The following is a 14,387-nucleotide window of genomic DNA, read 5'->3' on the forward strand; positions in this document are numbered from 1 at the left end:
GTAGTCCGTGGTCTGCAAGAAGTGTGTTCTATTTATGACATAAATGTATGAAATCATGCCATGAACGGTTTTTTACATATCTATGTCGCGAATCTGTACAGTACGGGAGTGGAGCCCGGGCTACCTTTGTGCTGAGGCCGGGCATCGGATTCTTGTACTTTGTCTCAAGATTGCGGATGTCTGTCCCAAGGTTGCGGATGTCCGTTTCAAGCTTTGGGATTTCTATCCCAAGGCTTGGGATAGAACCGAATCTATGTTTTCTCAAACTTTTGCATATGTTCTTCCGAACTTTGCAACAAGTATTCCGGAACTTTTTCACTTGTGTCCGGTATGTCAGGGAATTATCTTTTATTCAATGAAAACCAATAATAGCAGAACCATGAAAAGGAGACCAATGCTGGCGGGGAAGGCCCGCCTGATAGCGGGAGCCGTAATGTTGGCCGTTGCAGGCGGACACTTATCGGCCCAGACCGCTGCACCGCAGAAAGCGAAAGCGTATATGGTGGCGGATGCCCACCTGGACACACAGTGGAACTGGGACATCCAGACCACCATCAAGGAGTATGTCTGGAATACCCTGAACCAGAATCTTTTCCTCTTGAACCAGTATCCCGACTACATCTTCAATTTCGAGGGTGGTGTGAAGTATGCCTGGATGAAGGAGTATTATCCTCGTGAATACGAACTGATGAAGGCCTTTGTAAAGGCAGGCCGCTGGCACGTGAGCGGGGCCAGTTGGGATGCTACCGATACTTTGGTGCCCTCCATCGAGTCGTTCATCCGCAATATCATGCTGGGGCAGGAGTTTTACCGCAAGGAGCTGGGTGTGGAGAGCACCGACATCTTCCTGCCCGACTGTTTCGGGTTCGGATGGACATTGCCCACCGTTGCCGCCCATTGCGGGCTGATAGGATTCTCTTCACAGAAGCTGGACTGGCGTAACAATCCTTTCTACGGCAAGAGCAAGCATCCTTTTACCGTCGGACTGTGGAAAGGGGTGGATGGAGCGTCCGTCATGCTGGCTCACGGATATGATTATGGCCGTCGTTGGGACAATGAAGACCTTTCAGAAAGCAAATATCTGATGGAACTCTCCAGATGTACTCCCTTGAATACCGTCTACCGCTACTATGGAACAGGTGATGTGGGTGGTTCACCTACCATCGCTTCCGTGGCTTCCGTGGAGAAAGGCATCAAGGGAGACGGCCCGTTGAAGATTATCAGTGCTACCAGCGACCAGCTGTTTAAGGATTACCAACCATATGACGCTCATTCCGAGCTCCCCGTATTTGACGGCGAACTGCTGATGGACGTTCATGGCACCGGCTGCTACACTTCACAGGCCGCCATGAAGCTTTACAATCGCCAGAATGAACTTTTGGGTGATGCCGCCGAACGTGCTTCTGTAGCTGCCGCCCTTTTAGGCACTGCCGAATATCCCGGGAAGAGTTTGACGGAATCTTGGCAACGCTTCATTTTCCATCAGTTTCACGATGACCTGACGGGTACCAGCATTCCTCGTGCCTACGAATTCTCATGGAACGATGAGTTGCTTTCTCTGAAGCAATTCTCCGGCATCCTGACTCATGCCGTGGGAAGTGTGGCAGGCAAGCTTGATACTCGTGTCAAGGGGATTCCCGTAGTGCTCTATAACGCTTCGGGATTCAAGGCTGCCGATGTGGTGACTATGGAGGTGAAAGCACCCCGTTTTCCCAAAGGCGTGGCAGTGTACAATGAACAAGGCAAGCAGGTGGCTTCGCAGTTGGTTTCATACACCGATGGAAAGGTTCGTTTGTTAGTAGAAGCCACTGTACCCGCCAACGGATATGCGGTTTACGATGTCCGTCTCTCCGGCGAGGGCAGAAAGGTGTCTGCTGTTGAAGCCACAAGTATCGAAAATTCGCTCTACAAGCTGACACTGAACGAGAACGGTGACATCACTTCACTGCTCGACAAGAAAAACAACAAGGAACTGGTGAAAGCCGGCAAGGCCATTCGCCTGGCTCTCTTCACTGAAAACGAATCGTTCGAGTGGCCCGCATGGGAGATATTGAAGAAGACTGTGGACGCTACTCCTATCTCCATCACCGAGGATGTGAAAATGACCCTCTGCGAAAACGGGGCACTGCGTAAGACTCTCTGCGTGGAGAAACGCCACGGTGATTCTTTCTTCCGCCAGTACATCCATCTGTATGAAGGCATATTGGCCCACCGCATCGACTTCACCAACGAAGTGGACTGGCAGTCTGCCAATGCCCTGCTGAAGGCCGAGTTCCCCCTCAACCTGAACAACGAGAAAGCTACTTACGATTTGGGTGTAGGCAGCGTGCAGAGAGGAAACAACATCTTGACCGCTTACGAAGTATATGCCCAATACTGGGCCGACCTGACAGACGCTAACGGTTCTTACGGTGTTTCCATTATGAACGACAGCAAATATGGCTGGGACAAGCCCGACAACAATACCCTGCGTCTCACTTTGCTACACACTCCGAAGACAAAAAGTAACTATGCTTACCAAGACCGTCAAGACTTCGGCCGTCATACCTTTACTTACAGCTTGGTAGGTCATACAGGCGCTTTGGACGTAGTTCGGACCCGCGAGAATGCCGAACTGCTGAACCAGCGCATCAAGGCATTTGCTGTTGGAAAGCACCGCGGCGAATTGGGCAAGAGTTATTCATTGGCTTTTTCCGACAACCGGAATGTCCTTATTAAAGCCTTAAAGAAAGCCGAAAGCTCAGATGAATATGTGGTACGCGTGTATGAAGCCGGAGGCAAGCAGGCGCAGAAAGCCTCGATTGTCTTTGCCGACAACCTTGTGGCTGCTGTAGAAGCAGATGGTACGGAAAAGACCATCGGTAAGGCTGCATTCAGTGAAAATCGCTTGGAAGTGTCAGTCAATCCAAACGGCATTAAGACCTACAAGGTACGTTTCGCTTCCAATAAGAAGGTGCAGACGGTGGCCCGGCCATTGCCGCTTGCTTATGATAAGAAGTGTTTCAGTTGGAACGAGTTCAAGGCTGCTGCCGACTTTGAGGCCGGCTATTCTTACGCTGCCGAGTTGATACCTACCGAGATGAATGTGAATGGAGTGCCTTTCAAATTGGAGACGCGTGAAGAACTGAATGGCATGGCTTGCAAGGGCAATGTGCTGAAACTGCCTGCCGACTGTGCTTATAACAGACTCTATATCCTTGCTGCCGCCGCTTCTGATAAAGATGTGAAGGGGATATTCCGCACGGGCAAGTCCGTGCAGGAGATTATTGTACCTTCTTATACTGGCTTCATCGGCCAGTGGGGGCACACCGGACATACGGAAGGTTATCTGAAAGATGCTGAAGTTGCCTATGTAGGTACGCACCGTCATTCTGGTGAAGGCGATCAGCCGTATGAATTCACTTACATGTTTAAGTTCGCCATCGACCTGCCTGAGAAGGCTACTGAAGTGGTATTGCCCGATAATAAGGATATTGTTATCTTTGCCGCCACTTTGACTAATGTTGCAGCTGCTTCCGTTTGCCCCGTTTCCGAACTGTTCCGCACGGCAAACAAGTGCGATGGCTATCAGGCGGAAAGCTCTGCAGAGAGAGTGAACATTCTGAAGCAGGACATGGTAATGGGCTATTCAAGCTATGTGAACGAGAAAGAGAAGCCGACTTTCATGGTAGACGGCGACGAAAACACCAAGTGGTGTGCCATTGCTGAAATGCCCCACTACGTAGACTTTGATTTAGGCAGTGAAAGGAGCATTAACGGCTGGAAGTTACTGAACGCTGCCGGCGAAAACCATTCCTACGTCACTTCCTCCTGCTTCCTGCAAGGTAAGACCGACAAGAACAGTGAATGGCGCACACTGGACTATGTTTCGGGCAATGGCAAGAATGTACTGAACCGCACGCTAAATAAGCCTGAAAGTGTCCGCTACCTGCGTCTTTTAGTGACACAACCCATGCAATCGGCTTCCGGTAAGGATGTGCGCATTTATGAAATGGAAGTGTATGCAAAATAAATAGGAGTCGCTTCTTTATCTCTAAAGCGGGTACGTTTTAGTACGTATCCGCTGATTTTTTAGATGCGGGTTTACTGTATTCATTTTGTGACAAACTTGTTTCAAAATTCTGCCATGTCCGGAATGTGGACGGTAATGTCATGGATTTATAGTTGGCTTTTAGTCTTACTGCCTATTTTTGCAATCGTTTTTAATAGGGTTTATATAGAAGGCTCCCGTGATGGAGTGAAAAACAAGTCAAACAATTTAATGCCGTTGAAAAAGATGAAAAATTCCAAGAAAGCACTTTTCTGCCTGTTGGCATGCGCCCTGGCAGTAACCGGATGCAAGACACAGAAAGAACCGGCTGTAGCGGACAACGTAATGCTGGTCAGATCAACACAAACACTTGATTCCTTATATGCTCACTATTCTGCACCGGGCACTTGTCTGTTGCGTGAGAATTACCCTTCGGACGTGGAAGGCTATACCGCCACTTATCTGGCTTCCGAGGAACAGAAGAACCGTCCCAATCTCTACTCTTATTTGTGGCCTTATTCCGGTACCTTCTCCGCAGTGAATGCGCTGATGGAGGCTACTAAAGATAACAAGAAAGATTTCGGGAACTATCAGAAGTTACTTGATGAGAAAGTGCTTCCGGGACTTGCTGAATATTTCGATACCTGTCGCATGCCCGAAGCATATGCTTCTTACATCAAGGACGCTCCGTTGTCCGACCGCTTTTATGATGACAACGTGTGGCTCGGCATCGACTTCGCGGACGTCTATCAGATGACCCGCCAAGAGAACTATCTGCAGAGCGCCAAGCTTATCTGGAAGTTTATAGAAAGCGGTATGGATGATTGTTTGGGAGGGGGTATATACTGGTGCGAACAGAAGAAAGAATCAAAGAACACTTGTTCCAACGCCCCAGGTTCCGTCTTTGCCCTGAAACTTTTCAAGGCTACGCGAGACAGCTCTTATTTTGAGAAAGGGAAGAGCCTGTACGAATGGACTAAAGCAACATTGCAGGACACAACAGATTGTCTTTACTTCGACAACATGCGTTTGGACGGTGAGATAGGACGTGCCAAATTTGCCTATAACAGCGGTCAGATGATGCAGTCGGCTGCCTTGCTCTATCAGCTTACCGGCAATGAGCAGTATCTGAAGGATGCGCAAGCGATTGCCGCCGCTTGTCATAATTATTTTTTCATGGAATTCACCCCCGAACAGGGAGCCCCGTTTCATATGCTGAAGAAGGGCGATGTGTGGTTCACCGCTGTTATGTTGCGCGGTTTCATGGAGCTCTATCAGACAGACGGAAACAAGGCTTATCTTGATTCCTTTGCCCGCAGCCTGGACTATGCCTGGATACATGCTCGTGAAGATAACGGCCTTTTCAATACTGATTTCACCGGCAAAAGCCGCGACAATCGTAAATGGTTGCTTACCCAAGCCGCCATGGTAGAGATGTACGCGCGTTTGGCCGTGTCCGCTAATCAGCCTTTATAATTAAAAAAACGAATCATACCTAATGAAAAAGAGAAACATTACCTTGTGCGCTGTTGCCATGCTCTGTATGCAGGGCTATGCCAAGGCAGACACTTTTACCTTGAAAGGTGACAACACTTGTGTGGAGAACTATGCTCAGATGACCGCTGCTTATAAAAGCAATCGTCCAAAAATGAAGAAACGCCTTTTCACCTCAAAAGCCGTGGAAGCTGAGATTCTTCGCGTGAAGAAGCTGCTTACCAATCCTAAGTTGGCGTGGATGTTTGAGAACTGCTTCCCTAATACGCTTGACACTACTGTGCACTTTCGTATGCTGGACGGTAAACCCGATACTTTTGTTTATACCGGTGACATCCATGCTATGTGGCTACGCGACTCCGGTGCGCAGGTGTGGCCATATGTGCAGCTGGCCAACAATGATGCGCAATTGAAAGAGATGCTCGAAGGTGTCATCCGCCGTCAGTTCCTTTGCATCAACATTGATCCGTATGCCAATGCTTTCAACGACGGACCTACGGGTGGCAACTGGATGACTGACTTGACAGACATGAAGCCTGAACTGCACGAGCGCAAATGGGAGATAGATTCTCTTTGTTACCCGCTTCGTCTGGCCTACCAGTATTGGAAAGTAACCGGTGACAGCAGTATCTTCGACGGTGAATGGATGAGGGCAATTACTGCTATCCTGAAGACTTTCAAGGAACAGCAGCGTAAGGACGGTGTCGGTCCTTACCGTTTCCAACGCAAGACGGAACGTGCCCTCGATACGTTGAATAACGACGGCTTGGGTGCTCCGGTCAAGCCGGTGGGACTGATCGTTTCCGCTTTCCGCCCATCGGACGATGCCACTACGCTTCAATACCTGGTTCCTTCCAACTTTTTCGCTGTCTCTTCTTTGAAAAAGGCTGCTGAAATTCTGACGGAAGTAAACAAGGAAACATCTTTGGCCAAGGAATGTACCGATTTGGCTGCTGAAGTGGAGGCAGCCTTGAAGAAATATGCCACTTACAATCATCCCGAGTTTGGAACAATCTATGCATTTGAAGTAGATGGATTCGGCAATCATCTGTTGATGGACGATGCCAATGTCCCCAGCCTTCTTGCCATGCCTTATTTGGGTGATGTGGACGTAAACGACCCTATCTATCAGAATACACGTCGTTTTGTGTGGAGCGACAGTAACCCTTACTTCTTCAAAGGCAAAGCCGGCGAAGGTATCGGGGGGCCGCACATCGGTTATGATATGGTATGGCCCATGAGTATCATGATGAAGGCATTCACCAGCCAGAATGATGAGGAGATAAAGACTTGCATCAAGATGCTGATGGATACGGATGCCGGTACGGGATTCATGCACGAGTCTTTCCACAAGGATGACTCCGCTAACTTTACCCGAGCATGGTTTGCTTGGCAGAACACGCTGTTTGGAGAGCTGATTCTGAAATTGGTGAACGAGGGTAAAGTGAATTTGCTCAACAGTCTGTAAAACAGAAATCATTTAAAATCAATAAAGTGCGTTAGAATAAAGATTGGAACACAGATTACATGAATCGGTTACTCATTGATGTTGTTTGTGTTCTTCTCTTATCGCAATTTATTATAATGTTTAATCTTAAAAATATGAAAAAGAATCGAGTGTACACAGTAAGTTCATTGCTGGCTCGGATAAGCGGGAACTGTAAGTTCTGGCTTATTGCCTTGCCCGCTGTGACTATGCTGACGCAGGCTCCCGCTGCTTATGCCCATGTGGAGAGTGTTGCCGTGGCGCAGCAAAGTAATGCCACGGTGAAAGGTTCCGTTAAGGATGCCACCGGCGAAAGCCTGATTGGAGTAAGTGTTACTGTCAAGGGTAAAGAAGGTGTGGGTACCATTACAGATGTGGATGGAAACTATTCCATTGTTTGTAGTGTCCAAGATGTTCTCGTCTTTTCCTATGTGGGGTATGCCACTCAGGAAATTGCTGTGAAAAACCAAAAGCAACTGAATGTTGTCTTAAAAGAAGATACCAAGGTGCTGGATGAAGTTATTGTCATCGGTTATGGTACTACTACTCGCAAGAGTGCCGTGGGTGCCGTAGACCAGGTGAAAGCTTCCATGATTGAGGATCGTCCCGTGGCAAATATGACCGAAGCCCTGCAAGGAGCTGCACCCAATGTGGTTATCCAGCAGCGCAGCAGCAATCCGAACGACCGCAAAACCAATTTCAATATCCGTGGTATCAGTACGGTGAACGACAACAGCCCGCTTTTCGTTATCGACGGATTGATAGCTGATGGCGGTAGCTTCGATAAATTGAATCCCAATGATATTGAGAATATTTCTATCTTGAAGGATGCCGGTACAGCCGCTATTTATGGTTCGCGTTCTTCCAATGGTGTGGTGTTGGTTACTACTAAGAAAGGTAAGAAGAACCAGCGTGCGACAGTCCGGTTAAGTGGCATGATGGGATGGCAGAATCCGGATATCTTGTTTTCGCCGGTGAAAGGTTATCAGAATGCTACTTTGCGCAATTTGGCTGCCACTAATGCCGGAGAGGCTCCTTTGTATACACCCGATCAAATCCGTGACTTGGCTGCCCATCAAAATGAAGAAAGCTGGTTTTTTGATCAGATAGTCCGCACAGCCTTACAGCAGAATTATAATCTAAGTGTATCCGGAGGTAGTGATAAAACCACTTATATGGTATCCATGGGCTATTATGACCAGGAAAGTAATTATGTGGGCAACAGTGACTTTGGCGTGCAGCGTTATAATTTTCGTACCAATGTTAGCACAGAAGTGGGACGTTTGAAACTGAATGCTATTTTGGCTTATACACGTAATAATAGTGTAAGTACCACCGGTGGAAGTTTGGAAGTGGATGCTGCCCGTGTACCTACTTATTATTATTACAAAATGAAATCGGACGATGGAAGATATTTGTTAAATGATGTATTGAGTGAATTCAACCCATTGGGAGCATTGGAAGCCGGTGGCCGTAACAAGTTCCGTAACAATTATCTGAACGCTAATGTCAATGCTGAATTCCGGCTTATTGACGGATTGAAATTGCGTGGAGTGTTGGGTGCGGATGTGATAAACGACATGCGCTCTACCCGCAATTTGGGTGTAGCCTATTACTTGAATGAAGAGGCCACCGAACCGCGTCCGGTGAAGGATACCGACTACAAAACTAGCAACTGGAACCACACTGCCTACCTCATCAATACCCAATTATTGCTGGATTACAACAAGACATTCGGCAAGCACAATGTCACCGGACTTTTCGGGGTGACCAACGAATCCTTCACTTCATCCAGCAATGATATTGAAAAGAAAGGTGTAGACCCTGACTTGGGTATTGGTACAGACATTACCAACAGTACTGTAGGAAATATTACCGGAAGTACTTTCGTAGACGGATCCAATCGTACCAGTCTGACTTCTTTGTTGGGACGTGTGGGCTACTCTTACGCAGACAGATATTATGCTGAATTCAGCTTCCGTTATGATGCCTCTTCCAAGTTCCATAAAGACTACCGTTGGGGTTTCTTCCCTTCTGTTTCGTTGGGCTGGCGCCTGAGCGAGGAGAACTTCATGCAGACCTACAAAGAACGTGTGGGCGATTTGAAGTTGCGTACCTCTTTCGGTATACTGGGCAATCAGTCTATCGGTACTTATGATCGCTTTACCGTCTACGAACTATACAACAACTCTTACGCATACAACAACCAGACAGTGTCGGGTGCAGGTTTTAAGTTAGGTAAAGATAATTTGACTTGGGAAAAGACCAAGACCTTCAATATCGGTGTGGATGCTTCGTTCTTCAATAACGCTTTGAATGTGACGTTCGACTATTTCTACAAGCGTACGAGCGACATCTTGATGAAGCCTCTCGTACCTTCGGTATTCGGTACGGATATGGCGATGGACAACATTGGTGAGATGCAGAACCAAGGTTGGGACCTCTCTATCAACTATCGTTTGAAGACGGGAGCCGCAAACCATAACTTCAGTTTCAACCTTGGTGACTCTTGGAATGAAGTACTGAAATTCCCCGGTCACGAAAGAATTTCGCAGATAGAAGAGTTGAGCCGCATCACCCGTGAAGGTTGTCCGCTGGAGTCTTACTACGGCTACAAGATGGACGGTTTCTTCCAGAGCTATGAAGAGATTGAATCATCGGCTATCCCTGTAGGTGGAAAGGTACAGCCGGGTGACGTGAAGTTTGTAGACCGTAACGAAGACGGTATCATCGATTCGAAGGATAAGTTCATCTTGGGTAACGCCTTCCCTCGCCTGACTTTCGGTTTCAACTACAATGTGGAATGGAAAGGATTCGATTTCGGTATGTTCTGGCAGGGTGTGGGCAAGCGAGACATGATGCTTCGTGGTGAATTGATTGAACCGTTCCACGCCAACTACTCTTATAACATCTATAAGCATCAACTGGATTTCTGGACTCCTACCAACATCGATGCACGCTGGCCGAGACTTACTGCTCCGGGTTCTACTTCCAACAGAAACAACTACGGAAACGGACAAGGTTCCGACCTGTTCTTGATGGATGGAAAATACCTGCGTCTGAAGAACTTGCAGATTGGTTACACATTCCCTAGAACATGGAGCCGCAAGGTAGGCATGGAAAAGGCACGTATCTATGTAAACGGGCAAAACTTGCTGACCTTCAGTAACAATTCGTTTATTGACCCCGAGTCTTCTGAGTTTGACTCTAAGATGGGTAACAGTGGCGCCAATTCCGGTAGAAACTACCCGACGCTCCGTTACTACGGTTTCGGTATAGACATTGAATTCTAAAAACAACAGATAACTATGAAACTAAGAAAATACATAGCTTTTGCCGGAATGGCTGTTCTGATGCTTTGCAGTTGCAACGAGATGGAGAACGCACCGACAAACAAATTTACGGATAACTCCTATTGGACTTCCACCACCAAGGCTCAGTATGTGGTGAACATGGCTTATAGCCAGATGTACAATGCAGGCCGTATGTGGAGCGATGAAAGTTTGAGTGACAACGCTTACGACGGTCGCAGTGTGGACGATCAACGTGCCATTCGCAAGGGTATGGCCACTCCCTCGCTCGACATCTTCAAGAACGAATGGAAAGACCTTTACGGAGGTATAAAGACCTGCCACGTGTTTCTTGAAAAGGTGGATCTGGTACCCAACATGGACGCATCTGTTAAAGCGCGTATGATTGCTGAGATACGTTATATCCGCGCAAGCCTTTACTTCCGCCTGACTAACCTTTATGGTGCAGTACCTTTCTTTACGGAAGACATCACGCTGGAAGAATCGCGGAGTGTAAGTCGTACGGACCGTGAAACTATTATCAGCTTCATTCATCAGGAATTGGAAGACATCAAGGATGCGCTTCCCGCTCGTGACCAATTACCCGAAGAAGACAAGGGCAAGATTACCAAAGGTGCCGTTTGTGCTTTGCAGGCCCGGGTCTACCTGATGGATAGCGACTGGAGCAATGTGATGCTTTATTGCAACAACCTGATGAATAAGCAAGGCGAATATGGTACTTACGCTCTGTTTTCTGATTATGCCGGGCTTTTCGATGAAGCCAATGAGTACAATGAAGAGATTATCATGGACCGTTCTTATGTACCCAATTTGATTACTTGGGATGAGATGGTAGACATGATTCCTTTGTCAAGAGGCGGACGTGCCGTGAGCCGTGTACCGCAGCAATCGTTGGTAGACACCTACCTGATGCTTAGCGGAAAGACCATCAGCGAAGCCGGGACAGATTATAACGCTGCTTATCCTTACGACAATCGTGACCCACGTCTCACAGCCACTATCATTTATGATGGCTATGACTGGAGCGGCAATGTGGACGATGGTAGCAAGGACGTAGTCATCAACATCCGTCCGGGTTCGGGAACCGATGCCTATGATGGTGGTGGAAACGGCACTTCTACCGGTTATTTCACCCGTAAGTACTATAATCCGCAGGCTCCCGGTGACCAGAATTCCGGTATGAATATCATTGTCATGCGCTATGCTGACATCTTGCTGATGTATGCTGAGGCTGTTCACGAAACAAGCGGTATGACTGAAGAGGTATGGAACAAGACCATCCGTCCCATCCGCGAGCGTGCCGGATTCACTGCCGATGCAGCCTTGAACTTTCCTGCCGGAAAGAGCAAGGAAGAGATGAGGCAGATTATTCGCGACGAACGTCGTGTAGAAATGGCGATGGAAGGTTTGCGCTGGTATGATATTAAGCGTTGGAAGGCTGGTAACGAATACTTGTCGGGCAAGGTGCGTGGTGCAAGCTTCGTGGACGAGAACAAGCTTGACACCCGCAAGTTTGAGGAGGCAAGAGATTACCTTTGGGCAGTTCCTATCAGTGAAATAAATTTGAATCCTAATCTGGCACCTAACAATCCGGGATATGGAAATTAACGTGTGTCTAAACTCATTAAAAACAAAAGAACAATGAAAACTATATTCTCAACAATAGCTCTTTTTTCGGCAGTCCTCTTTGCTACGTCTTGTACGGAAGACATGGAATACAAGGACTCCAAAGTTTCTTCAGTAAATCAGTTGTATGAACCCACTGACGGCAAGGAGGTGGTCTTGCAATCGTCGGCCAGCGCCAGCCTGTTCTTTGAATGGGAATCGGCCAAGGCCGAAGATAGCGGCGCCCCTCTTTATGAAGTGGTATTTGATAAGGAAGGAGGAGATTTTTCTAAGCCTATTTATAAGGTGCTTTCCGACAATGGCGGTTCTTTGAGCTATGCTACCGTCAGCCACAAGATATTGAACAAGGTTGGTGCGGCTGCCGGATTGAACAGTGGCGAGACGGGTACTCTTGTTTGGACGGTAATGGCGTCCAGAGGTTTGAATTCTGTAATGGCGAAAGAAAGCAAGAAGCTCACCATCACTCGCTTGGTGGGATTTGAAGAGATTCCGGCACAGCTTTACCTGACCGGAAGTGCTACTGAAGGTGGTATGGATGCTTCCAAGGCTGTGGCGTGTGCTTCACCCGAAAAGGACAAGTTCGAAGTCTTTACGAAGTTAGAAGGTGGAAAGACTTACAAACTGGTAGATAGAGCAGCCGAAGGTGCCAAGACATTCTACATCAACGGCAACCGGATTATGGAAGGCGAAGGCGAAACAACAGTGGAAAAGACGGGTGTTTACCGCATCGAAATGGATTTCTCCATTGCATCTGTAACCGTCAAGGAGGTGAGCAAGCTGGAATTCTACTTCTGCCCGAGCGGTTCTGCTACCTTTGAGTTGCCTTATGTAGGAAACGGTGTGTTCTGCGGTCAGGATAAAATAGAGTTCAAGCAAGAAGGATGGGGGCGCGACCAACGTTACAAGTTTCTGATGACCTATGCCGACGGCAGCATACAGTTCTGGGGAACCAAGAATACCACAGACTCCAATCCGGGCGCAGCCACTCCCGAAGATCCTTATTTCTATATCATGGAGACTCCCGACAACCAGTGGGATCAGAAGTGGAAGTTGAATAACGAGTTCGACGGTGCGGCCGATGGTCACAATCCGGGTGCCATCACCAAAATCAGCGTGATATTCAATGTGGAGAACTATACTCATAAAGTGGAATTGGCCAACTAATTTAAGAAGAGATTATGAAAAGAATATTATTTTGTCTGCCCCTGCTTCTTTTGGCACTTCAGTCGTGCGAGATAGAAGATGAGTACATGTATGACAAGGGGGGGTACACCATAGACTGGGAAGCGGCTGCCGACAGTAGTTCCGTGACCCTGATAGACCGTTTCTGGAATGCGAGCGAGCACTACTTCAACTACGGAAATGATGGTTCTATCAAGGATTTCCATTACTGGCCTCAGGCGCATGCCATGGATGTGATGATAGATGCCTATAATCGTACTGCCGACAGCAAGTACAGTGATTTGTTCGATAAATGGTACACCGGCATCAAGGCAAAGAACGGTGGCAGTTATTGGAACAATTTCTACGACGACATGGAGTGGATTGCCCTCACCATGATTCGTCTGTACGAAGCTACCGACGACAGCAAGTATCTGCAAACCGCTCAAGAAATGTGGAATGAGATAAAGACCGGCTGGAACGACTACGCAGGGGGTGGCATCGCCTGGACCCACGACCAGTCTTGGAGCAAGAATGCCTGCTCCAACGGTCCTGCCAGCCTGATTGCCGCACGGCTCTACAATATCAACAAGAACGAGGAAGACCTGCAGTGGGCCCTTGAGATTTATAATTGGGAGCGTGAGCACCTGTTCAACCCTGCCACCGGTGCTATCTACGACAACATCAACGGTGAGAGTGGTGAGGTCGGCTCCTTCTCTCTCTCTTACAATCAGGGAACATTCCTGGGTACCGCCTACGAGCTGTATAAGATTACCAAGGAGGCCTCTTACTTGAAAGATGCCCGCAAGGCCGCTAATTTCGGAATCAGTAACAGTAACATGATAGATACCGGAAACAACTTGTTGCGCGATGAAGGCGACGGTGACGGCGGACTGTTTAAGGGTATTTTCATGCGCTACTATGTGCAACTGATTATGGAGCCGGGCTTGGAACCTGCATACAAGAAAAAATTCATCACCTTCTTCAACAACAATGCCGAGACGTTGTGGCGCAAGGGCATCAACAAGCTCGACCTGTTGTATAGCACCAGCTGGGCGATGAACAACAGCGGCAACAACCACCTGACCACACAGACCAGCGGTTGTACATTGATTGAAGCCAAAGCCCTTTTTGAGAAGAGTCTGAAATAATTTGTGTAATTTGGAAACTGTTCAGGTTTTCTTTCGGCTTCCTTCTGAAAGCAAGTTCGGAAGGTGCCGGTAAGATTGAGAAAAGAAAATAGAAACGGTTTCTTAAAGAAGAGGATGCGTCAATACTC

Annotated in this window: 7 protein-coding genes; all 7 read left to right on the forward strand. The window is 47.8% G+C overall.

Annotation, left to right across the window (positions count from 1 at the left end; all coding sequences use genetic code 11):
- Positions 1 to 379: 379 nt before the first annotated feature.
- The 7 genes from M1B78_RS00030 to M1B78_RS00060 all read left to right on the forward strand — a co-directional run bounded on the left by M1B78_RS00030 (position 380) and on the right by M1B78_RS00060 (position 14,259).
- Complete coding sequence (locus M1B78_RS00030) at positions 380 to 4,012, forward strand: glycoside hydrolase family 38 C-terminal domain-containing protein (protein ID WP_257939545.1); 3,633 nt, start codon at positions 380 to 382, stop codon at positions 4,010 to 4,012.
- Positions 4,013 to 4,276: 264 nt separating this feature from the next.
- Entirely contained in the window at positions 4,277 to 5,506 is a 1,230-nt protein-coding gene (locus M1B78_RS00035; protein ID WP_136008786.1) for a glycoside hydrolase family 76 protein, read from the forward strand.
- A 22-nt stretch (positions 5,507 to 5,528) separates the two neighbouring features.
- Positions 5,529 to 6,992, forward strand: coding sequence for a glycoside hydrolase family 125 protein (locus tag M1B78_RS00040; RefSeq protein WP_136008785.1), 1,464 nt, complete (start codon positions 5,529 to 5,531; stop codon positions 6,990 to 6,992).
- 134 nt (positions 6,993 to 7,126) lie between these two features.
- Positions 7,127 to 10,303, forward strand: coding sequence for a SusC/RagA family TonB-linked outer membrane protein (locus tag M1B78_RS00045; protein ID WP_176468841.1), 3,177 nt, complete (start codon positions 7,127 to 7,129; stop codon positions 10,301 to 10,303).
- 15 nt (positions 10,304 to 10,318) lie between these two features.
- Positions 10,319 to 11,929: a RagB/SusD family nutrient uptake outer membrane protein gene (locus M1B78_RS00050; protein WP_257939547.1), complete on the forward strand. Its 1,611-nt coding sequence runs from the start codon at positions 10,319 to 10,321 to the stop codon at positions 11,927 to 11,929.
- A 33-nt stretch (positions 11,930 to 11,962) separates the two neighbouring features.
- Positions 11,963 to 13,111 (forward strand): SusE domain-containing protein, encoded by a 1,149-nt coding sequence (locus M1B78_RS00055; RefSeq protein ID WP_257930466.1) that lies wholly within the window; start codon positions 11,963 to 11,965, stop codon positions 13,109 to 13,111.
- 14 nt (positions 13,112 to 13,125) lie between these two features.
- Entirely contained in the window at positions 13,126 to 14,259 is a 1,134-nt protein-coding gene (locus tag M1B78_RS00060) for a glycoside hydrolase family 76 protein (RefSeq protein ID WP_257939548.1), read from the forward strand.
- The last annotated feature ends 128 nt before the right edge of the window (positions 14,260 to 14,387 follow it).

This window comes from Bacteroides muris (ex Fokt et al. 2023) (assembly GCF_024704895.1).
Lineage (GTDB): Bacteria > Bacteroidota > Bacteroidia > Bacteroidales > Bacteroidaceae > Bacteroides > Bacteroides muris.

Excerpts from the sequence above, each read along its gene's own strand:
- M1B78_RS00045 (WP_176468841.1), top strand. The coding sequence starts at position 7,127 with ATGAAAAAGAATCGAGTGTACACAGTAAGTTCATTGCTGGCTCGGATA.
- M1B78_RS00040 (WP_136008785.1), top strand. The coding sequence starts at position 5,529 with ATGAAAAAGAGAAACATTACCTTGTGCGCTGTTGCCATGCTCTGTATG.
- M1B78_RS00035 (WP_136008786.1), top strand. The coding sequence starts at position 4,277 with ATGAAAAATTCCAAGAAAGCACTTTTCTGCCTGTTGGCATGCGCCCTG.
- M1B78_RS00050 (WP_257939547.1), top strand. The coding sequence starts at position 10,319 with ATGAAACTAAGAAAATACATAGCTTTTGCCGGAATGGCTGTTCTGATG.
- M1B78_RS00030 (WP_257939545.1), top strand. The coding sequence starts at position 380 with ATGAAAAGGAGACCAATGCTGGCGGGGAAGGCCCGCCTGATAGCGGGA.
- M1B78_RS00060 (WP_257939548.1), top strand. The coding sequence starts at position 13,126 with ATGAAAAGAATATTATTTTGTCTGCCCCTGCTTCTTTTGGCACTTCAG.
- M1B78_RS00055 (WP_257930466.1), top strand. The coding sequence starts at position 11,963 with ATGAAAACTATATTCTCAACAATAGCTCTTTTTTCGGCAGTCCTCTTT.